Source organism: Psychrobacter sp. AT9, from assembly GCF_047272965.1.
In the GTDB taxonomy this organism is placed as follows: domain Bacteria; phylum Pseudomonadota; class Gammaproteobacteria; order Pseudomonadales; family Moraxellaceae; genus Psychrobacter; species Psychrobacter glaciei.
On record NZ_JBKOTW010000001.1, the window covers coordinates 1,034,413 to 1,056,804 of the forward strand.

Annotated in this window: 18 protein-coding genes; 10 read left to right on the forward strand and 8 right to left on the reverse strand. The window is 43.5% G+C overall.

Annotated elements, in window-relative coordinates; all coding sequences use genetic code 11:
• Nucleotides 1–162: 162 nt before the first annotated feature.
• Together ACMFL8_RS04550 and ACMFL8_RS04555 are read right to left on the reverse strand one after the other, a co-directional pair.
• Nucleotides 163–1,974, reverse strand: a complete 1,812-nt coding sequence (locus ACMFL8_RS04550; protein ID WP_413190220.1) for a sensor histidine kinase — start codon at nucleotides 1,972–1,974, stop codon at nucleotides 163–165.
• Between the two features lie 33 nt (nucleotides 1,975–2,007).
• Entirely contained in the window at nucleotides 2,008–2,643 is a 636-nt protein-coding gene (locus ACMFL8_RS04555; protein WP_010199282.1) for a response regulator, read from the reverse strand.
• A 401-nt stretch (nucleotides 2,644–3,044) separates the two neighbouring features.
• On the opposite strand from ACMFL8_RS04555, the gene ACMFL8_RS04560 reads away from it, so the two are divergent.
• Together ACMFL8_RS04560 and ACMFL8_RS04565 are read left to right on the forward strand one after the other, a co-directional pair.
• The gene (locus ACMFL8_RS04560) at nucleotides 3,045–4,139 is read left to right on the forward strand and encodes a serine hydrolase (protein WP_413190221.1); all 1,095 of its coding nucleotides are present in this window, start codon (nucleotides 3,045–3,047) and stop codon (nucleotides 4,137–4,139) included.
• A gap of 112 nt (nucleotides 4,140–4,251) precedes the next feature.
• Complete coding sequence (locus ACMFL8_RS04565) at nucleotides 4,252–4,923, forward strand: thiamine phosphate synthase (RefSeq protein WP_240215806.1); 672 nt, start codon at nucleotides 4,252–4,254, stop codon at nucleotides 4,921–4,923.
• A gap of 59 nt (nucleotides 4,924–4,982) precedes the next feature.
• Here the strand turns inward: ACMFL8_RS04565 and ACMFL8_RS04570 are convergent, their stop codons facing one another.
• Nucleotides 4,983–5,312, reverse strand: coding sequence for a TraR/DksA family transcriptional regulator (locus ACMFL8_RS04570; RefSeq protein WP_194620186.1), 330 nt, complete (start codon nucleotides 5,310–5,312; stop codon nucleotides 4,983–4,985).
• Nucleotides 5,313–5,715: 403 nt separating this feature from the next.
• Between ACMFL8_RS04570 and ACMFL8_RS04575 the strand changes: the two genes are divergently transcribed.
• The 5 genes from ACMFL8_RS04575 to ruvB all read left to right on the forward strand — a co-directional run bounded on the left by ACMFL8_RS04575 (nucleotide 5,716) and on the right by ruvB (nucleotide 10,898).
• Nucleotides 5,716–6,921 carry a phosphoglycerate kinase gene (locus ACMFL8_RS04575; RefSeq protein WP_201593042.1) on the forward strand — a complete coding sequence of 402 codons (1,206 nt, stop codon included), beginning with the start codon at nucleotides 5,716–5,718 and terminating at the stop codon, nucleotides 6,919–6,921.
• 257 nt (nucleotides 6,922–7,178) lie between these two features.
• Nucleotides 7,179–7,565, forward strand: a complete 387-nt coding sequence (locus ACMFL8_RS04580; protein ID WP_240215807.1) for a hypothetical protein — start codon at nucleotides 7,179–7,181, stop codon at nucleotides 7,563–7,565.
• A gap of 407 nt (nucleotides 7,566–7,972) precedes the next feature.
• Nucleotides 7,973–9,010 (forward strand): class II fructose-bisphosphate aldolase, encoded by a 1,038-nt coding sequence (gene fba, locus ACMFL8_RS04585; protein WP_413190222.1) that lies wholly within the window; start codon nucleotides 7,973–7,975, stop codon nucleotides 9,008–9,010.
• Between the two features lie 108 nt (nucleotides 9,011–9,118).
• On the forward strand, nucleotides 9,119–9,742 hold the full coding sequence (ruvA, locus tag ACMFL8_RS04590; protein ID WP_010199297.1) for a Holliday junction branch migration protein RuvA: 624 nt from the start codon (nucleotides 9,119–9,121) through the stop codon (nucleotides 9,740–9,742).
• Nucleotides 9,743–9,917: 175 nt separating this feature from the next.
• Nucleotides 9,918–10,898 carry a Holliday junction branch migration DNA helicase RuvB gene (gene ruvB / locus ACMFL8_RS04595; protein ID WP_026037210.1) on the forward strand — a complete coding sequence of 327 codons (981 nt, stop codon included), beginning with the start codon at nucleotides 9,918–9,920 and terminating at the stop codon, nucleotides 10,896–10,898.
• A 121-nt stretch (nucleotides 10,899–11,019) separates the two neighbouring features.
• On the opposite strand, the gene ACMFL8_RS04600 is transcribed toward ruvB, so the two are convergent.
• The 4 genes from ACMFL8_RS04600 to ACMFL8_RS04615 form a co-directional block, all read right to left on the reverse strand.
• Nucleotides 11,020–12,681: an ABC1 kinase family protein gene (locus ACMFL8_RS04600; protein WP_413190223.1), complete on the reverse strand. Its 1,662-nt coding sequence runs from the start codon at nucleotides 12,679–12,681 to the stop codon at nucleotides 11,020–11,022.
• A 116-nt stretch (nucleotides 12,682–12,797) separates the two neighbouring features.
• Nucleotides 12,798–13,502: an SCP2 domain-containing protein gene (locus ACMFL8_RS04605; protein WP_413190224.1), complete on the reverse strand. Its 705-nt coding sequence runs from the start codon at nucleotides 13,500–13,502 to the stop codon at nucleotides 12,798–12,800.
• Between the two features lie 98 nt (nucleotides 13,503–13,600).
• Nucleotides 13,601–14,455, reverse strand: coding sequence for a bifunctional demethylmenaquinone methyltransferase/2-methoxy-6-polyprenyl-1,4-benzoquinol methylase UbiE (gene ubiE / locus ACMFL8_RS04610; protein ID WP_413191366.1), 855 nt, complete (start codon nucleotides 14,453–14,455; stop codon nucleotides 13,601–13,603).
• A 372-nt stretch (nucleotides 14,456–14,827) separates the two neighbouring features.
• Nucleotides 14,828–15,541, reverse strand: coding sequence for an FFLEELY motif protein (locus tag ACMFL8_RS04615; RefSeq protein ID WP_194620174.1), 714 nt, complete (start codon nucleotides 15,539–15,541; stop codon nucleotides 14,828–14,830).
• A gap of 248 nt (nucleotides 15,542–15,789) precedes the next feature.
• Between ACMFL8_RS04615 and ACMFL8_RS04620 the strand changes: the two genes are divergently transcribed.
• Together ACMFL8_RS04620 and ACMFL8_RS04625 are read left to right on the forward strand one after the other, a co-directional pair.
• On the forward strand, nucleotides 15,790–17,481 hold the full coding sequence (locus ACMFL8_RS04620) for an ATPase (RefSeq protein ID WP_413190225.1): 1,692 nt from the start codon (nucleotides 15,790–15,792) through the stop codon (nucleotides 17,479–17,481).
• 599 nt (nucleotides 17,482–18,080) lie between these two features.
• Nucleotides 18,081–19,688: an inorganic phosphate transporter gene (locus tag ACMFL8_RS04625; RefSeq protein ID WP_240215812.1), complete on the forward strand. Its 1,608-nt coding sequence runs from the start codon at nucleotides 18,081–18,083 to the stop codon at nucleotides 19,686–19,688.
• Nucleotides 19,689–19,786: 98 nt separating this feature from the next.
• Here the strand turns inward: ACMFL8_RS04625 and ACMFL8_RS04630 are convergent, their stop codons facing one another.
• Nucleotides 19,787–21,421 carry an aminotransferase class I/II-fold pyridoxal phosphate-dependent enzyme gene (locus tag ACMFL8_RS04630; protein ID WP_413190226.1) on the reverse strand — a complete coding sequence of 545 codons (1,635 nt, stop codon included), beginning with the start codon at nucleotides 21,419–21,421 and terminating at the stop codon, nucleotides 19,787–19,789.
• A 437-nt stretch (nucleotides 21,422–21,858) separates the two neighbouring features.
• On the opposite strand from ACMFL8_RS04630, the gene msrB reads away from it, so the two are divergent.
• Entirely contained in the window at nucleotides 21,859–22,284 is a 426-nt protein-coding gene (gene msrB, locus ACMFL8_RS04635; protein WP_413190227.1) for a peptide-methionine (R)-S-oxide reductase MsrB, read from the forward strand.
• The last annotated feature ends 108 nt before the right edge of the window (nucleotides 22,285–22,392 follow it).

Here is a 22,392-nt window from a genome sequence, read left to right on the forward strand (position 1 = left end):
ATTGCCGTAAATATGAACATATTGACAAGATTTCTGACGATGTTTGGCAAAATTTAGCCATTTTAAGACCACTAAATGTATCCATGTACTAATTGATGACACGCCCTAGTAAGGGTGATGATCAACATGCTTTTATCAAACAACCCTTCTCTTTTATAGAAGCTACTGGTCTTCAGTAAGCCGTTTATCAGCATCGTGACCATCGGTGTCGATAGCAGGGGCAATCAAGCGAAAGCAAGTCTTTTGGTGTTCAGGAATATAGAGTAAACGGGCTTGATTGGCTTCACAGAACGCCTGTGATAAATACAATCCTAAACCCGTTCCAGCTTCGTCGGTGGTAAAGAATGGATTGAATAAATGCTGTAAATCATTGCTACTAACGCCCAATCCATCATCTAAAATATCAATTATAACATCGTTATCAGCACAGTAAATCTCAATTTCCACAAAAGCATGAGGGTGAGCGTAGCTACTATAACGCAGACCATTATTGATCAAATTAATTAATACTTGTTCCAATTGGTGCATGTCGAACGAGATGGTGGGATTGGTATATACACGCAAAAAAATGTCATGGTCTCGAAAATAATTGTCCAAAAACAGTGGTAGCCAATCAGCCAATAGAATTGATTGCTGACGGGCTACCTGCTGGCGCGACAGTTTTAAGATATCTTCAATAATACGGTTTACACGTTTGGTTTGCGAAAATATCATTTCATACAGTTCGTGATTGCCCGTCATATAAGTATTTGCAGGCTCTGTCATCGCTGTTGTATGGTCGGCAGTAGAACTGATAGTACTATGCTCTGCTGCCTTGTTCCTCTCACTTTCTACGACATCTTCCATCAATAGTTGACTGGCCTGTGAGATAGCCGCAAGCGGATTTCTGATTTCATGGGCAATACTGGCGGTCAATTGCCCAAGCGATGCCAGCTTTAACTGTTGAGCGCTGGCTTGCTCACGGCGCAAATCTTCTAGCATGATCAGCTTGCTATTATCTTTTAAGGGGATGATTTGTACCCGTAGCTTACCGACGACAGAGGCATTTGCTACCGCAGGTAATTCATAAACAAAGCTGCGTGACAGCCCTTCAGAGACGGACAAACAGGCATCAATAAGTTGCAGATGTTGTTCTTTGAGCTGATGTTGAAAGTCGGCGAGAAGGGTAGCTTCGGGGTTGTTTTGCTCATATCTTAAATGACTGGACGTATCAAGCATGGACGCTAGCGGAGGGTGGGGGATACTGAGTAGCTGATGAGCCGCTAGGTTTGCTAACACAATATGCTGTCTGTCAATCACGATGACCCCATTGACCATTTGGGTAATGACTTCTTGATTGATCACGTTCAGTCGTTCGACTTCTTTGGCTTGATTTGCAGCGACTTGCTCGACTTGTACCAAGCGCTGGGAAATGGACCAGCTCAAAACCCCTACCGCCAAAAAGCTTGCTGACATAAGCAAGGCATCGCCTAAATTAGCCAAACTCATGCTATTGGCGATGGCATAAAAAAACTGCTGATAGATCACGAAAATAATAGCAAGCAAAGTGATAATAAGTGCTTGCGAGCCGTACAGTAGCATGAAGCTGGCCGCGACGACGACCATATAAAGCATGGTGAGCTGTAAGTCAGGGGCACCATTGGTATAAAGCAAAAGGCTCAAAATAATGACGTCTAATGCCAATCCGAAAGCCAGCTGGCGCCGCAGATTCTTAGTCACCACGTAAAACAAGCCAAGCAAAATTAAACTGATGATGACATAGAAACTAAGCGCTGTTTGCTGCAATAAGCTTGGTAATAATGAGCCACTATCAGATTTGACGGTCACATACACCATCAACATAAAGAATACGCTAACGATAAATCGATAACTGCTATAGATCAGTCCCAACCGCCGTAACTGTGGTAGAGGCAGCGTCTCATCTTGCTGTAGGTAATTGGTGATGGCAGAGACGGCTCTGAGCGCAAGTTTCATAAATTGACCGTAATAAAAAAGGTATGAAGGGGTTTACGGTTGAATGAGACCATGACGGATAGCCAGATGAGTCAATTTCACGTCACTATCGACGCCGACTTTTTCATAAATGCGATAACGATAAGTATTGATGGTTTTGACACTCACGAACAATTGATCAGCGATTTGCTGCGGACTTTGGCAGTTTACCACCATCATGGCTACTTGCTTTTCGCGATCACTTAATAAGTCAAAAGGTGAGTTGGCATTATCTGACAAGAGAACATCAGCCAGCTGCTCAGCGACATCTTGGCTAAAGTAACGACCGCCTTGATAGATTTTTTTGACCGCGCGTATCATCTCATCAAGCGGTGTGCCCTTAGTAATATAACCATTGACGCCTGCTTTGATCAGCATGGATGGATACGGTTGCGCCGACATGCTACTGACGGCCAAAATTTTGATACCCAGATCGAGCTGAATCAAGCGCTTGGTTGCTTCAAGCCCGCCGATGTTTGGCATATTCACATCTAGCAAAATCACATCAGGGCGCAGCTGTTTGGCCAGTTTAATTGCCATGTCACCGCTGTCAGCTTCACCGATGACTTCGATATCAGCACTGTCTGCCAACATACGGCTGATACCCATCCGCACCAAATCATGATCATCTACTACCAATACTCGAATCATAGTTGTACTCTTTGCTGTCTATCAAAATGAAGGTTGCATTGTGAACGTTAAACTATCTGAACCAATCTGTATATCTATTAACCACAACAATGATTTTTATTATTTTATAATAGGATGATATCGCATTGATTTGATGACTACTACTCTCATCATATATTGCTATAGTGTTAATTAATATTGCTAAAATCTAATTTAAATGTAGCAAAATTTGAAGCAGGTTAAAAAATGCTCATCTAACTGATTTAGTACATTAAACTTAAATGCAAACCATGATACACTAAAAATACAAAAACTCTATGTGAGTACCTACAAACACAACCACAAACGCTACGTACGTTGTTGCTATTAATTAGTATGTAACTGATTCGCTAATTAACAGCATCGCGACAGCAGGGGGAAGAATGAAGCACTTACCATTAACCAAACAGCAGTTAGTTGCTGCCATGATTTCATTGAGTTTAGGCAGTATTGCACAAGCTGCACTTACAATTAATGGTAGCGCTGATGCTGGATCGAGTGCTCGTATGAGTTGGGGCGGTGCTGATAGCTTGTCCGAAGCGCGCAATATCATGTACAAGTCTAACGGCTCGGCCATCAAAAAAGTCGATAATGGGTATGGCACTACCAATATTACTAACAGCAACACCAGTAGTTTTGGTAGTAGTAATAACAGCTTCAATAACACCAACAGCTATAACACTACTTATCGTGGGAGCTTTGGCAGCAGTAGCATGATTCCGATCAGCACCGACTCTCGCAGTGTGGCGGTGATCGATGCCGAAACTGGTGAATCTATTTACGAGAAAAATGCCGATATTGCCCGTCCTATGGCCAGTATTACTAAGGTGATGACGGCAATGGTGGTGTTGGATGCTGGTCTCGATATGAGAGAAGAGATTACCCTCGATCCTGAAGATTTCGTCGGTCCTAAGCGTGCAAGTTCGCGGTTAAAATCAGGCGATCGTTTGAACCGTGCTGAAATGCTGTTAATGGCATTAATGAAATCTGAAAACCCTGCTGCCAAAAGCCTAGCGCGTAACTATCCAGGTGGCTATGATGCCTTTATACGAGCGATGAACCGTAAGTCACAAGAGCTTGGTATGACGACAGCTTATTTCGGTGATCCAACGGGTCTCGATAAACGTAACGTTGCTTCATCAAATGACTTGGTAAAAATGGTTCGTGCTGCTGGTAACTACGATGTGATTCGTCGTTTCTCCACGACTAAGAGCTATGACTTTTACGTGGCCAATTATTCAGCTGGTAACCGTACCTATAAAGCCAACAACACCAGTAGTCTAGTACGTTCAGGTGATTATCCAATCGGCATCTCAAAAACCGGTTTTATTAATGAAGCAGGTCGTTGTGTGGTAATGGAAACACGTGTGAATAACCGTCCTGCGATCATTGTCATCTTAGGGGCGAACAGCTCAGCCACGCGTTGGGGTGATGCTAAGAACATTTTAAACAGTTTGGCGACTCGCCGTACAGTGTAAGCGGATTGGTTTAGTAGGTATAAAAAGGCTGTTATGTGATATAACGGCTTTTTTATTGTGTGGAATTTTTGTCTCCATTTTTAAACTGAGAACACGCCCTAGGAAAAACCATATGACTCAAGCATCGACTACTACACTAGCCCCAAAGTTATATTTGCTGACCAATGATGATGAATTCGCGCTGCTATACCGAAAATTAGAGACCGCGTTTGCCACAGGGTGTATTGCCTTATTGCAAATCCGCCGTAAGCAAACATTGACGTTAAGCAATGGCGTATCCAAGCTCTATGATGAAGCTCTACAAATAGTCAACTTGGCAAAGACATACAATGTCCCAGTCGTCATCAATGATGATATTCAGCTGGCCGCGAAGCTTGGTGTTGGGGTTCATTTGGGGCAAGAAGATGGCGATATCAGAGAGGCCAAGCAATGTCTATTATCGAATCAGATTATTGGCCGCACTTGTCATGGTGATGTGGCGCTGGTGAAAGAAGCGCAGGATGATGGCGCCAGTTATGCCGCGATGGGCGCAGTATTTGCGTCTACAACCAAGCCTAATGCGGATGTCATCTCGCGCCGAGAGCTTGTCGATGGGTGTCAGCAAGGTATTGAGCTATGTGTGATAGGCGGTCTAACGGCAGAAAACGTTATTGCGCTGGCAGGTTTGCCGATTGCTTATGTGGCAGTAGTTGGGGATATTATGGATTTGCCAGAACACCAAATAGCCGAGCGTTGTGAGCAATGGCAGCAGGCGCTTGGTACGTGGCAGACGCCTGCTTTATAACTTATTTCTAAATTTCAAACTTATATTTCAAAATATAAGTACATTGTATAAATGAATCGTTATTCCGCATGTTCCATACATAAGGTGGCATAGGGCAGTGCTTCCAAGCGTTTTTCTTCAATCAGTTTGCCACATACCTCACATTCACCATAAGTCCCATTTTCGATACGGCTCAAGGCATTTTCGACATAGATTAGGCTTTGTCGTGCTTCACCCATGAGATTTTTACGCATATCGTTTTGACGATAAGAGATGGCTTGATCTTCCCAATGCTCATTGAGGTCATCTTGTGGATTTTGGATATGATCTTCGATTTTATCGATTCGAGTTTCATACTCGTCTTTCAGCTTCAATAAAGTCTGTTTGGCAGTGGCTAGATCGATACTCATGGTATTCTCCTAATGGGTTATTTTTATTGTTGAACTTAATTATTATCATTAATAGGCGCTGTATCGTAAAGCTCACATCTACGATAAACATCAATGCCATCATAAACAGCCTGACTGCTGAGTACCACCACGAAATGTTACTGATTTTTATAAAAATTAAATAAGTTTGTCTTATTTTTAACCTGCTTAGTAAAATTTAATCATAGGTTCTTTATGAGCGCTTGTTAGAAAACTGCTAGAATACACCGCCTCAGATTCTTGCTAGATTAGTCTCATGAGACTATTAGTAAGAATAATCGGTTAAATAGTTTGATAACTGTCATTCAGTGATATTTAGCATTGAGTGATATTTAGTAAAAAGCCACACCGTAGATTAACAATAGATGATGCATAGGAGCAGGTAATGAATTTTTTGCGTATGAGTGAGCTAAACTTAACGGACAAAGTGGTATTGATTCGAGAAGACTTGAACGTACCTATTAGAGACGGTAAGGTCACGAGTGATGCGCGCCTGCAGGCCAGCTTGCCTACCATCAAAATGGCACTAGAGAAAGGCGCTGCCGTCATTGTGTGTTCACACTTGGGACGTCCAACTGAAGGCAATCCTGAAGCCATATATTCTCTAGCACCTGTCGCTGACTATTTAAGCGACAAATTGGCAGCGCCAGTTAGTTTAAACAATGACTATCTGACTGAAGGCGTTGCAATTAAAGCAGGTGAAGTGGTACTACTAGAAAACGTGCGCTTTAATACGGGTGAGAAGAAAAATAATGCAGACTTAGCACAGAAATATGCATCGCTATGTGATGTGTTTGTGATGGACGCCTTTGGCACTGCGCACCGTGCGCAAGCCTCAACTGAGGGTGTCACTCAGGCCATGCGTCAAGCAGATAAAACAGTGTGTGCAGGGCCGCTATTAGCCGCTGAGCTTGATGCTTTGAGCCTAGCGCTTGAAACCCCAGCGCAGCCCATGCTCGCTATTGTTGGTGGCTCAAAAGTCTCTACAAAATTGCAAGTTTTGCACAGCTTGGCAGAAGTATGCACGCAAATAATCGTTGGTGGCGGTATCGCGAATACCTTCCTAGCCGCGCAAGGTCACAGTGTCGGCGCTTCGCTATATGAAGCGGACTTGGTTGAGACCGCTCGTGAGATTATGACTAAAACTGAGATTTTACTGCCTGAATATGTGGTGGTTGCCGATAAAAATGAGATCGATTTCGCTGACTTTACAGGCTCCTTACAAAAAGCCACTGCGACTACAAAGTCGGTTGATGCGATTGGTGATAATGACATGATATTGGACATCGCTCCAGAAAGCGCCAAGCAACTGGCTGATGCTATTACCAACGCAAAGACTATTTTGTGGAATGGGCCAGTGGGTGTTTTTGAAGTGGATGCTTTCGGTCAAGGCACTCAAATCGTGGCAAATGCGGTCAAAAACAGTCAAGGCTTTTCGATTGCTGGTGGTGGCGATACTTTAGCAGCGATCGATAAATATCAAGTTGCAGATGGCGTGAGCTACATGTCAACAGGTGGCGGTGCATTCTTAGAGTTTGTAGAAGGCAAAGTGCTGCCAGCTGTTGCCGCACTGCAAATAGAAGCGCGATAATTTAACCCACTTTCAGCAGTTCAGTAACATTAGGCGTACAACTTACCGCAATCATCTAAGGTAGGCTATAAAAATAATATGGTGACTGGCTCTCTTACCTTGTTAATTTGACAGCTATGAGTGCAATTGGTCATCAATTATTATCAAGTAGTAATTATTTGTTTTTATACTGAAAATTATTATTGCATGTCTTATTTACTGCCTATAGAATAGCGCAACCATGTATTTTGACATGCTTTATTTACGAGAGGTTTATTATGTTAAAACGTCATTTGTTACTTGCTAGCGTACTTGCTGGTACTTTTGCAATCACTGCATGTAGCCAAGAAACACAAGATAAAACTGAAGCTGCTGCTGATTCTGCTGCTGAAGACACTGCTGCTAACGCTGACGCTGCTGCTGTTGAAACAGAAGCTGCTGCTGCTGAAGCTGAAGTTGCCGCACAAAACGCTGGTACCGAAGTTGCTGAAGGCGCTGACACTGCTGGTGTTGCCGCTACAAATGCACTAGAAAACACAGGTGAAGCGGTTGTGGTAGGCGCAAATGAAGCTGTTGCCAATACTGCTGAAGTGGTTGCCGATGGCGCATCTGCTGTTGAAAATAAAGCCAGTGAAAACGCAGTAGAAGCAGAGCAACAGTACTAAGAATCGTACTGAGCAAGTCAGTTATTGATTCGGTGACGTGATATCGATTGATAGGACGAGGCACTGAATGAGTAGCGAGCATTGATAATTGCTTTAATTGACAGTTGCTTTATAAGCCCTCAAAATACTAGAAAAGCCTTGGTGATTACCAAGGCTTTTTGCGTTGTGTGTCAGTGTTATAGTTGATAACAATCAAACTCACGTGAAGTGACGTGTAGACTGACAAATAGTCAGGCAACTGCTACGAAGACGGAACAATTTTTGCTATAATCACCGCGTAGCGTTCACACCCAAAATATTTTGGGCGTTTATTACTTTCTATACCGTTAGTATGGTCTTCTGCACGTTGGGATGATCGTTATAAAGCTTTTTTAAATACTATTCAAAATCTAATCAGAGAGCGTCTTATGGCCCTAATATCCTTACGTCAACTTCTAGATCATGCCGCTGAACACAGCTATGGTGTTCCTGCTTATAACGTCAATAATTTAGAGCAAATGCGTGCAATCATGATGGCTGCGGATGCTTGTGACTCACCTGTCATCGTACAAGCCAGCGCAGGCGCACGTAACTATGCAGGGTCAGCGTTTTTGCGTCATTTGATCATTGCCGCTATCGAAGAGTGGCCACATATTCCTGTAGTAATGCATCAAGATCATGGTATGTCACCAGCGATTTGCCAACGTTCAATTCAGCTTGGTTTTTCATCAGTGATGATGGACGGCTCGCTTGGTGAAGATGGCAAAACGCCAATGGATTACGATTACAATGCTAGCGTTACTCGTGAAGTCGTCAAAATGGCACATGCTTGCGGTGTTTCTGTAGAAGGCGAAATCGGTTGTTTAGGTAGTCTTGAGACTGGTATGGCAGGCGAAGAAGATGGCTCTGGCGCTGAAGGCGTATTGGATCATGAGCAACTATTGACCAGTGCTGACGAAGCCGAACAATTTGTAAAAGACACCAATGTCGACGCGCTAGCCATTGCTATCGGTACTAGCCACGGTGCGTATAAATTCACGCGTCCACCGACAGGCGATATTTTGTCTATTGAGCGCGTAAAAGAGATTCATGCTCGTATTCCTAACACGCATTTGGTGATGCATGGTTCATCATCAGTGCCACAAGAATGGCTAAAAATCATCAATGAGAATGGTGGTGATATCGGCGAAACTTATGGTGTGCCAGTTGAGCAGATCGTCGAAGCGATCAAGCACGGAGTACGTAAAGTCAATATCGATACCGATTTACGCTTGGCCTCAACAGGTGCTATCCGTAAATTTCTTGCAGAAAATCCGAGCGAATTTGATCCACGTAAATACTTCAAAGCATCTATGGTCGCAATGTCAGACATCTGCACCAATCGTTTTGAAGCTTTTGGTTCTGCTGGTCAAGCGCATAAAATTCGTTCAACTAGCCTCGAAGGTATGGTGAGTTTTTACCAGTAAGGCTATGCTGATAAGAGCAATAAGACTATGCTGCTAAAAGATAGTCGCGGACAACAAAGTGGCAGCTGATGTTATTTATATAATAGCCCATATGAGAGGTAGTAAGTGATGATTGGATTGATTACCGGACAAGTGCAATACTTAATGGCACCAACCGCCTGTATCATGACGACCTCTGGTGTGGGTTATGATATTGAGCTGCCATTGCCTTCATTTTGTCAGCTACATCTCAATGAGCAGGCAAGCATTTGGACGCATTTCCATGTGCGTGAAGATGCGCAGTTGCTCTATGGTTTTATTGACCGTAAAGAGCGTGATGTCTTTCGTCAGTTGATTAAAATCAATGGTGTTGGGGCAAAAATGGCATTAGCGATGCTGTCTGCAATGTCAGCAGCTGAGCTAAAAATGCACGTCGAGCAAGACTCTGAAACCGCATTAACTCGTATCCCAGGTATTGGTAAAAAGACTGCGCAACGGTTATTAATTGAGCTAAAAGATAAGCTAAAAAATATCGAAGTGGATAATAGTAATTTAGAGTTTGCTATGCAGCCAGCTGAGATTTCTGCCGAAGACAATATCATCGCCGAAGTAGAAGGCGCTCTGATTAGTTTGGGTTATAAAGAAAAAGAAGCTCAGCAAGCCATCAAAGCTGCCAAAAGTAACGGTGACATTTTTGCAGATACGCAAGGATTGTTAAAAGCCACATTACAGCAGCTATCAACGTTTAAGTAGTTTTTACTCCAACTGCTATTAATGGTTACATCAATCAGTATCAAACAAATAAGCGACATTAATTGTCGCTTATTTTCGTTTTGGTATATAACTGTTGATGTTTTACATGACTTATAGGTGGCGTTTGGTTATGCTATTTATTACCTAATTTTTTAATATAATGATAAAAACTATGATGCAAGATCGTTTGATTAATCCGTTAGAAGGCGCAGGGGATGCGCCTGATTCCAATATTCGACCAGCACTGTTGGCTGAATATATTGGTCAGCCGGTGGTGCGTGAGCAGATGGAAGTATTTATTGGCGCGGCACGCGGTCGTGGTGAGCCATTGGATCATACGCTCATTTTTGGTCCACCAGGGTTGGGTAAAACAACGCTTGCCAATATCATTGCTCGTGAAATGGGCGGTAACTTACGCTCGACCTCAGGGCCTGTCCTCGAGCGTCCAGGTGATTTGGCAGCCATGCTGACCAATTTGGAGGAGGGTGATGTCCTGTTTATTGATGAGATTCACCGTCTGAGTTCAGTCATTGAAGAAATACTTTACCCAGCCATGGAAGATTTTCAGCTAGATATTATGATCGGTGAAGGGCCAGCTGCACGTTCTATCAAGCTTGATTTACCACCGTTTACCTTGGTTGCGGCAACGACCAGAGCAGGATTATTGACCTCACCACTACGTGATCGCTTTGGCATTGTGCAGCGGCTAGAGTTTTATAATATCGCCGATCTGACCACGATTGTTAGCCGTGCCGCCCGCTTGATGCGTGTGCCTATGAGTGAGGATGGTGCGGTGGAGATTGCGCGCCGTGCCCGAGGCACACCAAGGATTGCCAATCGGTTACTACGCCGTGTGCGCGATTATGCGGAGGTCAGAGGCGATGGCAGTATCAATGGTGCGATTGCGGGTAGTGCGCTAGATATGCTGGCCGTGGATAGACGTGGTCTCGATCATTTAGACAGACGGTATATCGAAATATTGCATGAGCGTTTTGATGGTGGTCCCGCTGGTGTCGAAGCGGTAGCAGCTGCTATGGCAGAGGATCGCGGTACACTTGAGGATGTGATTGAGCCATACTTAATTCAACAAGGCTATGTGCTGCGTACGGCACGTGGTCGTGTATTGACCCAAATGGCGATTGACCAAATGTTATAGTAATCAGTACTTAGCATAAAAAATGCGCCTGCTTCTCATTAACAGCAGTCGCATTTTTTTGTTTGAGTCTCGAGTTACGAGGCTTTTTCTGAACTAAGTAAATAAAAGATAAAGTTGGTCTCTAAGCTAAAATTCGCCAAACAACTACCAAGACAGCCAGCATATAAAATATAGGTGATAGCCAACCGACGACTTGCGTTGCGATGGCAATGAAAATAGCAAAGCCTGCAAGTGCTAACCAATCACGGCGGCGATCGTTAAGCATATCCGCGCGAATTTGCTGTATTTCACGTAGTTGGCTGTCTTGACGTGAGCCTTGCGAGGCAAGACTTTGTAAGCCTTGATCTAGTAATTTTGGAATATCAGTCGTTGACAACAACATCTCAGGTAATTGCTGGCGTAGTTGCTGTAGATTACGCATCGGATCTAGCTGTTCTTTGATCCAGCTGCTTAGAATGGGCTTGGCAAGTGACCAAATATCAAGGTCAGGATACAAGTCGCGACCGAGGCCTTCAACGTGCACTAATGTTTTTAGCAATAGCATCAGCTGTGGCGGGATACTCATATGATGGCGACGTGCGATATCCAAAATCTGCATCAATACGCCAGCAAAGTCGATGTCATTAATGGATTTTTGTAGCATAGGGCCGACGGTACGTTTCATATCACGCATCAACGCATGCTTATCTGCATTTGGTGGTATCCAACCGGCTCGGCTGACGATATCAACCATTGCGGTAAAATTGTTATTCATAACCGCCAATAACATCCTCGCGACAATGAGCTGATCGTCTTTTGATAAGGTGCCCATGATGGCGCAATCAAGTCCGATATAACGTGGCTCATGACCCAAGTCGACCGCTGCCATACCTGCATGTAGTGTTTGCACAGGCGGGGTCTCTACGAATACATTGCCTGGATGCATATCAGCATGAAAGAAATTATCACGAAAGACTTGGGTGAAAAATATCGTTAGACCTTTTTTTGCCAGTGCCGCACGGTCATAGCCAAGCTGATCGAACATCTCAACTTGCGAGATAGGAACGCCTTGAATACGCTCCATCACCATCACATTTTTGGCAGCATCATAGACTTCAGGCACATACATTAATGCTGAACCCAAGAAGTTATTGCGCATTTGGGTGGTATTGTCTGCCTCTAACGTCAAATCTAGCTCGTTAAGCATGACTTGCCGATAATCCTCGACAATATCGATAATATGTACGGCACGCGCCGCTTCAATACGAGCGGATGCCCAGCTTGCCAATTCACGTAGTAGCTCAAAGTCAGAAACAATCGTGGTGCGGATATCGGGACGAACCACCTTTATGACGACTTCACGACCATCATGCAGGGCGGCAGTGTGTACTTGGGCGATAGAGGCGGCCGCCAGCGGTTTGACATCAAAGCGTGCGAACAATGTGCCAATAGACTGCCCAAGACCATGCTTAGGATCTTGGATTTGGGTAATGGCCACATCAGAGTTAAATGGTTTAACCTTGTCTTGTAGCTGAACCAGTTGAGCAATAATCTCAGGCGGTACCAAATCACGACGTGTTGACAGTAGTTGGCCTAATTTTAAAAACAGCGTACCCATGTCCTCAAGCGCGTATTTAATCGCGTTTGGCTGATGCTTTTTACCCCAAGCAGCTGGATGCAAGCGAATTAAACGTGCTAAAGGTTGCAGCTGTGGCGCCTCTTCAATAGAAAAATGCGTATCAATGCGATATATTGCGGCGATACGCCAAAGCTCAAGTAAACGGGCGCGATGGGATAATAGCATGAGGTATAGGTACTCTAGGAAAAGTCAAAAATAAGGTAGGCGCTGTGCTTATCTGTAGATAATGTGATCAATAACCCGTTTAACTAATAATGTTTGCTTGTTATTAATTAAACGGGTTATTGATGGAACGAATTATTGATAAAACGTGCCTGCTCCTCTTTGATAGCAGCAAGTTTGGCCTCTTCACGTTCGACATCAGCACGCAGCTTTAGCAGTTGTTGCTTAAGATCATTTACTTCTTCCAGCTCAACGGGGTCAGGGACAGTGTTGCCTGCGACATCATTGGCCCAGTCGCTGACATCATTAAAAGCACGTTTGGCACTATGACGCCAACTGCCTTTCAGCTGTGATATGAGCAGATGTAACTGACTCGCCATGGGTTTTCCGATGAAGGGTTCTAACTGGCCAGCGACATCTGGGTCAAAACCTGCCACCAACTGTTTCAGTTGCATCAGCACTTTATAGTCACCAGCGATAGGCAAGTTACCTTCAGTGCCTCGCATTAGGTTGAGCAGCTGGGCTGGGTTGTCTACGGTAATGATACAATCGGGTCGACTGTGACCGATACGTGCGCGCTCCATACTCGCTTTTTGACGTTCACTCATGCGGCCACTTGGCTCAAACACATTGTCAGTCGTGACGGGCTCAAAACGTAAACGTTCATGGGTGAATAACACATCCAAATCAATCTCAGGCGACTTCATATTCAGCCGTAACACTTTGCCAGCCAATGGTGCCAGACCTGATTTGGTGATTTCATCGCTAGCAATGGCAAGGTTAATCAGCTTTTCGGCACCAGCCAAAAGTAACACAGTCAGCATAAGGCTCTCGCATATTTAATTGAGCGCCTTTAGAAAAGCGCATGGTTTGTCAGGGTCAGTGGTTACGACTATTGGGTGTTAGTATTTTTCTTTTATCGTTATGCTTTAAAGCCACGATGCACGGCGACGATACCAGCGGTCAAGTTGTGATAATCACAATTTTCAAAGCCCGCTTGTTGCATCATCTGCTTCAGCGTTTGCTGATCAGGATGCATACGAATCGATTCAGCCAAATATTGGTAACTTTCAGCATCATTAGCAATCAGCTTACCCATAATTGGTAAGGCGGTAAATGAATATAAATCGTAGGCTTTAGACAATGGCTCAAACACGGGTTTTGAGAACTCTAGAATCAATAAGCGACCACCTGGTTTTAGCACGCGATACATAGATTTTAGGGCAGCATCTTTGTCAGTGACATTACGCAGACCAAAGCTAATGGTAAGCAAATCAAAGCTATTGTCATCAAATGGTGCTAATGTTTCCGCATTGGCAAGTACAAAATCGACATTATTGCAGCCAGCATTAATCAAGCGCTCACGACCAACTTCTAACATTGCCGCATTGATATCAGATAACACGACTTTACCGTTGCGACCGACTTCACGGCTAAAGACTTTGGCCAAGTCACCCGTACCGCCAGCGATATCAAGCACATGCTGACCTGCACGTACGCCTGATAAGCTAATCGCATAACGCTTCCATAAGCGATGAATACCAAAAGACATTAAGTCATTCATAATGTCGTATTTTTTGGCGACTGAGGTAAAAACGTCGGCCACACGTGCTTGTTTTTCTGATTTATTGACTGTTTTATAACCGAAATGCGTTTGCTCATTACCATCAGTGTCGAGTGTGTGCGGGTTATTAATGTCATCACGCTGGTTAAAAAGCGTTTGCTTAGCGGTCTGCTCTTGTGCAGCGGCGCTATTGTTTGTAGGGTTGTTTGACATAGTGGTTTGTTGGCCTTGTGGCGTTCCAGTTGGCAAGTCTTGGACTTGCGTAAAATCATTACTTTTTTTGACGTTAGCATCACTACCAGTATCAGTCATCGCATTAGGCACAGGACTTTGACGCGCTTTTACTTGTGCAGTGATATTTTGACTGTGAGTGATACTGTCTCTGACCAATTTATCTTGTAAATGACCATTAGTCGTGGTGTTGAGCGCTGGCTTTTGGTCAGAGTGAGCAGTGTTATTATTGGTAATATCGGTCATTGCATTATCCTATTGTTCACTTTTATGATTATTTATTTGAGATATTTTTTGAGTATATATGGTGTTCGTTAACGAATTTTTGCCAGTTAACGCAGTCTCTCATCAATCCTATGATACATCAAATGACAAGGGCTTACTGCCATTATCCGTGTCATGAACTTCGTCAATAATCTCAAGCTCACGTTCACAAAACGGCTCGATAAAATTGCTCACACTTTTGAGGGGTTTCATGGCCTTAAAACCAGTATCGATGAAGTCGTACAATGGTTGAAAGTTATAGCGATAGGCGGTACCTTTTGCTAGGGCAAACGCTTTTTTGAGCATAAATGAGTTCAAATGTTTGTCAGTGCGGTAGCAAACGTCTTTAAGAGTACCAATCTGGACACGGCGTTCATCCTCTTCATCGACAGTACGATAGGCGGCTAGCATATTGTCTTCGGTGACTGGTAAGTCTTGGGCAAGTAGCCATTGGGCCAAATGCAAGTCTAGCTCAATCGCTAAAATGGCTGCTTGAATGCCCATGCTGCCAGCTTCTAAAGCGGACTCTTTGGCAAGACGCTCAAGCTTTTTTGCTTTTGGCAAAATGCGTTCTAACTGTTCGGCCAATAACTTGAATTCATCGCCACCATATAACTGTGTCAGAAAATAGTCTGCCATCAGCTGGTTTTTTGGCTGTTCAAACAGCTCACTATGCGTACGTTGGAGTCGCGCTTGTTGCCATGCTTGCACTTCGTTGAGTTTGGTATTCAATTCGGCATCTTGATGATGTGGCAGCGCCCAAAAATTTGTTAGGTGCTGTTGTAAGTCGGTTAAAGCAGACATGGCGTAAAATCCTATATAAAAATAAAGATCATGATTAAGTTGAGAATAAAATGGTCAAAGTTATGCCGTTTTTGGTGCTTATTATAATTTTAAGACTCTTTTAAAACATGCTCTCAAGATTGTGTTCACCTTAAAAGAAAATAAAGCAGAATACAAATGTCAAACTGTTACACAGCAGCGTTATTTACTGAATTGGTCGAATGCTATGATTAAGCTGACACGCTTTCAATCATAGGACGATACCAGTTATGAGCAAAAATAATAATACGACTGAACTTACAGCACCACAAGCGGTCAGTGCGCAATTTAGTGAGCAAGTGATCGAGGAGCGCTTAACGCCCAATCCACTGAGTCAGTTTTCGATGGATAAAGATGACCTTAGATTGGCACTGGTTACTGCCCAATATGCTCTGCGCGCGACACGGCAACAAACGCCGCCACCTGCCAATCAGCCAACTGGGCTGTTGGTACTGGTTAATGGTATGGAGCAGGCGGGCAAGGGGACTGCTGTCAAACAGTTGCGCCAGTGGGTAGATCCTCGGCTGCTTAAGGTGGAGGCAACTATTGGTTATTGTCCCTTAGCGTATCAGCCGATGTGGCAAGCACACACTAAAGCGCTGCCACGTCATGGTGATGTCATGGTTTATTTTGGCAACTGGTATGCTGATTTGCTTTACAACGTCATGCGTATGGCAGCAGACAACAAAAACGATGATAAGTCGTCAAAAAATAGTCAATCAGAAGACAAAAAATCCGATAATGACAAAGCGCTACCGATTGCGAAATGGCAAGCGTATCTACAGCAGCAACTTATTAAACTGCAAGCGTTTGAGCAAGACCTCGTTGCCAATCAAACCAGACTACTAAAATGCTGGTTTCATGTCGATATCGAAACGTTGCAAGAGCGATTAAATGACGATGAAGCCGATCCGCAGTTTTTGTATCAAATTGATTGGAATAATGCAGAGATTGTCGCTCAGTTTAACGAGGTAGCCGTGACATTGTTACGGCAACAGGATGACTGGATCATCATCGATGGTGAGGATAAATCACAAGCTGCCGATCATTTTTGCCATGAAGTATTGCATGCGATGCAAACGGCACTTGTAAGTAGTCGAACAGACAGTAACGAAACAACAAAAAGTCAGTCTGAGTCCAAGATGCAAAAACCTGAGTCAAAAGTTGATCAGGAACCGTTTGAACCTGTAAAAATACCCAAGTTATTAACCGATATCGATGACTCAGACGTCAGTAAGGCTGACTATCAAGAGGCATTGGCAGAAAAACAAGCTCGTCTTGCCGAATTACTACGTGCGCGCAAAGGTCGTCATATTGTTTTTGCCTTTGAAGGAATGGACGCTGCTGGCAAAGGCGGGGCTATCAAAAGACTGGTGGAAGCGCTCGATCCGCGTGAATACCAAATTTATAATATTGGTGCGCCGATGCTATACGAGTCGCAGCATCCTTATCTCTGGCGTTTTTGGACAAGGCTGCCTGACGAGCAAACAAATCGAATTAGCCGTATTGCCATCTTTGATCGTACTTGGTATGGGCGCGTGTTGGTTGAGCGTATTGAGCAGTTTGCGACTGATGCTGCATGGCAACGTGCTTATGATGAAATCAACCGCTTCGAGGCGGATTTGAGCGCAGCAGGGACGTTGGTTATTAAATACTGGCTGGCGATTGATAAGAAAGAACAGCTTAAGCGCTTTGAAGCGCGCGAAGAAACACCTCACAAGCAGTTTAAGCTCACTGATGACGATTGGCGTAACCGTGATAAGTGGTCAGATTACGTACAATCTGCCGCTGATATGCTGGCACGTACTGATACTGAATACGCACCATGGTGTGTCATAGCCACCAACGAGAAACGTCAGGCGCGTTTGGATGTTTTAGACCATGCTATTAAACAGTTGTCAGTAGCATCTAAAAGCCAGTAGCTCTTTATTAAAATTGAGGGTTAATGGCGGTCTATATTGTTAGCCGTCTTTTCCAAGTGAAGTTTAGTGAAACATACTCGATCTAATCTGTCACTGAGAAGGGTGATATTGAAAGTACACAATCACAGTTACAAATCTTGCAATATCATTATGCATTATGTGATTATATTTAATATAATAGGGGCAGAATTGTCTCTGCTATGTCATATATTGCCTTAATAAGTGTGTATTGTATGATTTGTATAGATATTTAAAAGATATTGTTGCCGTATCAGATATTGGTAAAACAGTAACATCGCCACAAATATAAGCCGCAAGATGCTGTAATCAGATGATTTAGCAATACCACTTGCGGCTTTGTGACATGTGGAGTGATGGGTTTTTGATAATGTATTAATAATTTGAATCAAACGTCAAACAGCAACAATCGATTCTAAGATACTGCAGCAAAACAAACGTAAAGAGTTCATTGTTTAGAGAGCATGTTGCGCCTTTATATAATGCTATTTTAGTGCGGGATATTAAAACCTGCCTGTATAGCTGCGCAATATTACTAATCGCATATAATTCCAATCAGCTTACGCAGGACGCATCAACGTATGGGTATTAGCAACAGTTCTACAGAGTCAGCTAAATCAGTTGGCTCCATGAGAATAAATCTATTTTTTGCCATTTTATTGGTTGCGATGACCAGCTACTTTTTGTGGTGGGGTCTAGATTACACGATGCGTCAGCAAACGACGCTATTTATTGTGGCGACCGCTTTTGGTGTCTTTATGGCATTCAATATCGGTGGTAACGATGTCGCCAACTCCTTTGGTACTTCAGTAGGCGCAGGGACGTTGACTATCCCGCAAGCATTGGGTATCGCAGCGATATTTGAAGTGTCAGGCGCTGTGCTGGCAGGTGGTGAAGTAACCGATACTATCCGAAGCGGCATTGTCGATCTAGATGGCCTCGCAGTCGAACCCAACCAGTTTATTTATGTCATGCTTTCAGCACTCATTGCTGCTGCCTTTTGGCTGTTATTTGCCACCAAAAAAGGCTTACCTGTTTCGACCACACATGCGATTATTGGCGGCGTGGTTGGTAGCTCCATCGTATTAGGTATCACGTTAGGTGGTACCGAGATGGCATTATCAACCGTGAATTGGGGCAAGATTGGTACTATCGCCATCTCTTGGGTGCTATCACCGCTACTAGGCGGCGTTTTGTCTTATTTATTATATGGACAGATTAAGAAAAATATCATCGAGTATAATGATAAAACAGAGGCGCATATTGGCGAGTTAAAAGCTGATAAAAAAACCTTAAAACAAAACCACAAAGAATTTTTGGACGGTCTAACAGAATCAGAACAGCTGGCTTATACCTCAGCGATGTTACGTGACCAAGAAATCTACAAAGATGATGATTGCGTCGTTGAAGATTTAGAGACCGATTATTACAAACAGCTTTATGAGATTGAAAACGAGCGCAGTAACCTCGATACCCTAAAGGCATTGAAGCAATGGGTACCTATAATTGCGGCTATGGGCGGTGCAGTCATGGCCTCTCTGGTTGTCTTTAAAGGTCTAAAGAACGTCAATAGTGGTATGACGACGCTGCAAGGCTTTTTGATCATGGGGATGATCTCAGCGCTAGTATGGCTTGCAACCTATATTTATACCAAGAGTATCCGTGGTAAGCATAAAGAAGATCTGACCAAAGCCACATTCATTATGTTCAGCTGGATGCAGGTCTTTACTGCCTCTGCATTTGCCTTTAGTCATGGTTCAAACGATATTGCCAATGCAGTTGGTCCTTTTGCGGCCATTATGGATGTCATTCGTACCAACAGTATCTCTACCGAAGCGGCTGTACCCCCTGCTGTAATGCTGACCTTTGGTGTCGCTCTTATCGTTGGTCTTTGGTTTATTGGTAAAGAAGTGATTCAGACCGTTGGTACCAATCTAGCGAAGATGCATCCAGCTTCTGGATTCTCAGCTGAATTGGCTGCTGCTGCCGTTGTGATGGGCGCATCGACGATGGGTCTGCCAGTCTCAAGTACACATACCTTGGTCGGTGCAGTACTTGGCATTGGTATCGTCAATAGAGACACTAACTGGAAGCTTATGAAACCAATTGGTCTGGCATGGGTGATTACCCTTCCGGCTGCAGCTTCAATGTCTGCTATTAGTTATCTCATATTGATAAATATCTTTTAAGAGTAATGCTATAGAGCCCATTAATAAGGCTTGAATTAGAACCAAAAAATGCTTATCAGCGTGATGCTGATAAGCATTTTTTTATGTTGGATGCAGATTTATTCAGTGCCAAACTGCTGGCGTTTTTTGGCAAAAAAGCGATCCAAGCGATCCATCGCATTTTCTAAATCAAGCAAGTTTGGCAAGAACACCAAACGAAAATGATCTGGCTTGTCCCAGTTGAATCCTGTCCCTTGCACCATCAATACGTTTTCTTCAACGAGTAAGTCCATCATAAAATCCATATCATCTTCGATAGGGTAAACTTCAGGATCCATCTTTGGAAAACAATAAAACGCGCCTTGGGGCATGGTACAAGAAATACCTTTAATCGCATTAAGACGTGAGACGGCCATGTCGCGCTGCTTATATAGACGACCGGTCTTAGAGGTTAAGTCTTTCATACTTTGGTGACCGCCCATGGCTGTCTGAATCGCATACTGTCCTTGAACGTTAGAACAAAGGCGCATGGATGCGAGCATATCCAAGCCTTCGATAAAGTCCGCTGCATGTTGCTTGCGACCAGATACCATCATCCAACCTGAGCGAAACCCTGCAATGCGATGCGACTTCGATAAGCCATTGTATGAGAGAACCAAAACGTCGTCAGTTAAAGTGCTCATCGGGGTATGCACATTATCATCATAGAGAATGCGATCGTAAATCTCATCGGCCATGATGATTAGGTCATGCTCTTTAGCGACTTCAATGATTTGCTTTAGTAGTTCATCACTATAAAGGGAACCTGTCGGATTATTGGGGTTAATAACCACAATGCCTTTGGTTTTGCTGGTGATTTTAGATTTGATGTCCTCGATATCAGGGTGCCAGTTGTCTTCTTCATTGCAGCGATAGTGTACAGCAGTGCCGCCAGCGAGGTTGGCCGCAGCCGTCCATAATGGATAGTCTGGCATAGGAATGAGCACTTCATCGCCATCATTCATCAACGCCTGCATGGTCATGACAATCAGCTCAGAGACCCCGTTACCCAAATATACGTCACGGACATCAACTGCCGAGAGCAGACCTTTAGATTGGTAATACTGCAAAATAGCTTTGCGTGCCGAAAAAATCCCTTGCGAGTCCGAATACCCCGTGGCTTCAGATAGATTCATAGCGACGTCGCGTAAAATCTCATGAGGGGCTTCTAGGCCGAACGGCGCTGGATTGCCCACATTTAACTTCAATATACGTTTGCCTTCTGCTTCCATTTTATTGGCAGTCTGTAACAGGGGACCACGAATGTCATAGCAAACGTTTTGTAATTTATCGGATTTTTTTATCGGATTCATAGCATGACCATTTGTCAGGGTGTTTGGTGAGTTTTTATTAGTATCAATGAAAGCGGTTGATGGCATCTTGGTCTGATTTCTTTGTGTTTTCTGTGGTGTTATTGCGTCTTGCATTTTTTCATCTTGAGGTGGGCTATTACTGTTAGGCGATGTGTCATCAGAGTTTTCATCTTGAAGCTCACCACGTAACAGATACCCTTCGCTACAGCCCAAAATACGTGCGAGGGTAGGGAGCTTAGATGAGACGATACCGTTGGTACCACGCTCCCAGTTCGAGATAGCACCGCGACTCACCTTGGCACCAGCAGCGGTCATCGCTTGTGCTAGCTGCTCAGCGGTGAATCCTTTCTTACGGCGTAATTGTACCAATCGTGCTGCTTGGGTGCTGTTGTCATCCGACATGGTTGTTTAGGCCTTTATTAACTGATAGTTTTTCAATAAGTAGATGAATTGAGGATTTTAATTAGACGCCAATGCAAGATATTATTGCATTGTTAATCTTAATGCAAGAGGTTTTCAAATAACTTACACTTATAAATGCAAGTTTTACTTGCATTATTCCCTTTGTGTATGACGCGCCCGACGATGACAGTCAACTAAATACATGTTTACCTATCAAAATTACATCTTTACTCACTCTAGTTTTAGAGTAATTTGATATATTTTAAGCTGGATAAAATTCTATTTAACGACATACTTATTCCAAAATACAGGCATTGCGACTCTAATATTCACCTTGAATAGTGAGTCGATAAGCAACAGATAGGGCACATCGTTTTCATAATAATATGGCGATAAAATAGTGACAGAGATAACAGATACTCTAATAAGGACAAATCATGCAAGACAATCAATTAAGTAAAGAAGAAATCAGCCAATTGACTGAAGCTGACTGGAAAGAGCGTCTGAGTGCTGACGAATATCATGTACTGCGTGAGAAAGGCACAGAGCGTCCATTTACTGGTGTTTATAATGACGCGACTGATGACGGTGTTTACCGTTGTAAAGGCTGCGGTGCCAGCTTATTTGATTCAACCAATAAGTTTGATGCAAGCTGCGGTTGGCCAAGTTTTGATCAAGGCATTGATAATAGCGCAATTCAAGAGCACGTCGATAATTCGCTAGGTATGACTCGTACAGAGGTAACTTGTAGCAACTGCGGCGCACATTTGGGTCATGTATTCCCTGATGGACCGAGTGAGACGACAGGCATGCGCTATTGCATCAACTCAGTATCTATCGATTTAGATAAGTCTGAGAAGTAAGTATTTAGATAATGATAGTAATAGTAATGTGGAAGGGAAGTACAGAGTGCTTCCTTTTCAATAACATTTGCCGCTTATATGACTGATAAAGTAAAAGTGTCAAATGAA

What these genes read in the sequence shown, in the direction of transcription:
- ACMFL8_RS04550 (WP_413190220.1), bottom strand. Translation starts at nt 1,974, where the DNA reads ATGAAACTTGCGCTCAGAGCCGTCTCTGCCATCACCAATTACCTACAG.
- ACMFL8_RS04555 (WP_010199282.1), bottom strand. Translation starts at nt 2,643, where the DNA reads ATGATTCGAGTATTGGTAGTAGATGATCATGATTTGGTGCGGATGGGT.
- ACMFL8_RS04560 (WP_413190221.1), top strand. Translation starts at nt 3,045, where the DNA reads ATGAAGCACTTACCATTAACCAAACAGCAGTTAGTTGCTGCCATGATT.
- ACMFL8_RS04565 (WP_240215806.1), top strand. Translation starts at nt 4,252, where the DNA reads ATGACTCAAGCATCGACTACTACACTAGCCCCAAAGTTATATTTGCTG.
- ACMFL8_RS04570 (WP_194620186.1), bottom strand. Translation starts at nt 5,312, where the DNA reads ATGAGTATCGATCTAGCCACTGCCAAACAGACTTTATTGAAGCTGAAA.
- ACMFL8_RS04575 (WP_201593042.1), top strand. Translation starts at nt 5,716, where the DNA reads ATGAATTTTTTGCGTATGAGTGAGCTAAACTTAACGGACAAAGTGGTA.
- ACMFL8_RS04580 (WP_240215807.1), top strand. Translation starts at nt 7,179, where the DNA reads ATGTTAAAACGTCATTTGTTACTTGCTAGCGTACTTGCTGGTACTTTT.
- fba (WP_413190222.1), top strand. Translation starts at nt 7,973, where the DNA reads ATGGCCCTAATATCCTTACGTCAACTTCTAGATCATGCCGCTGAACAC.
- ruvA (WP_010199297.1), top strand. Translation starts at nt 9,119, where the DNA reads ATGATTGGATTGATTACCGGACAAGTGCAATACTTAATGGCACCAACC.
- ruvB (WP_026037210.1), top strand. Translation starts at nt 9,918, where the DNA reads ATGCAAGATCGTTTGATTAATCCGTTAGAAGGCGCAGGGGATGCGCCT.
- ACMFL8_RS04600 (WP_413190223.1), bottom strand. Translation starts at nt 12,681, where the DNA reads ATGCTATTATCCCATCGCGCCCGTTTACTTGAGCTTTGGCGTATCGCC.
- ACMFL8_RS04605 (WP_413190224.1), bottom strand. Translation starts at nt 13,502, where the DNA reads ATGCTGACTGTGTTACTTTTGGCTGGTGCCGAAAAGCTGATTAACCTT.
- ubiE (WP_413191366.1), bottom strand. Translation starts at nt 14,455, where the DNA reads ATGTCAAACAACCCTACAAACAATAGCGCCGCTGCACAAGAGCAGACC.
- ACMFL8_RS04615 (WP_194620174.1), bottom strand. Translation starts at nt 15,541, where the DNA reads ATGTCTGCTTTAACCGACTTACAACAGCACCTAACAAATTTTTGGGCG.
- ACMFL8_RS04620 (WP_413190225.1), top strand. Translation starts at nt 15,790, where the DNA reads ATGAGCAAAAATAATAATACGACTGAACTTACAGCACCACAAGCGGTC.
- ACMFL8_RS04625 (WP_240215812.1), top strand. Translation starts at nt 18,081, where the DNA reads ATGGGTATTAGCAACAGTTCTACAGAGTCAGCTAAATCAGTTGGCTCC.
- ACMFL8_RS04630 (WP_413190226.1), bottom strand. Translation starts at nt 21,421, where the DNA reads ATGTCGGATGACAACAGCACCCAAGCAGCACGATTGGTACAATTACGC.
- msrB (WP_413190227.1), top strand. Translation starts at nt 21,859, where the DNA reads ATGCAAGACAATCAATTAAGTAAAGAAGAAATCAGCCAATTGACTGAA.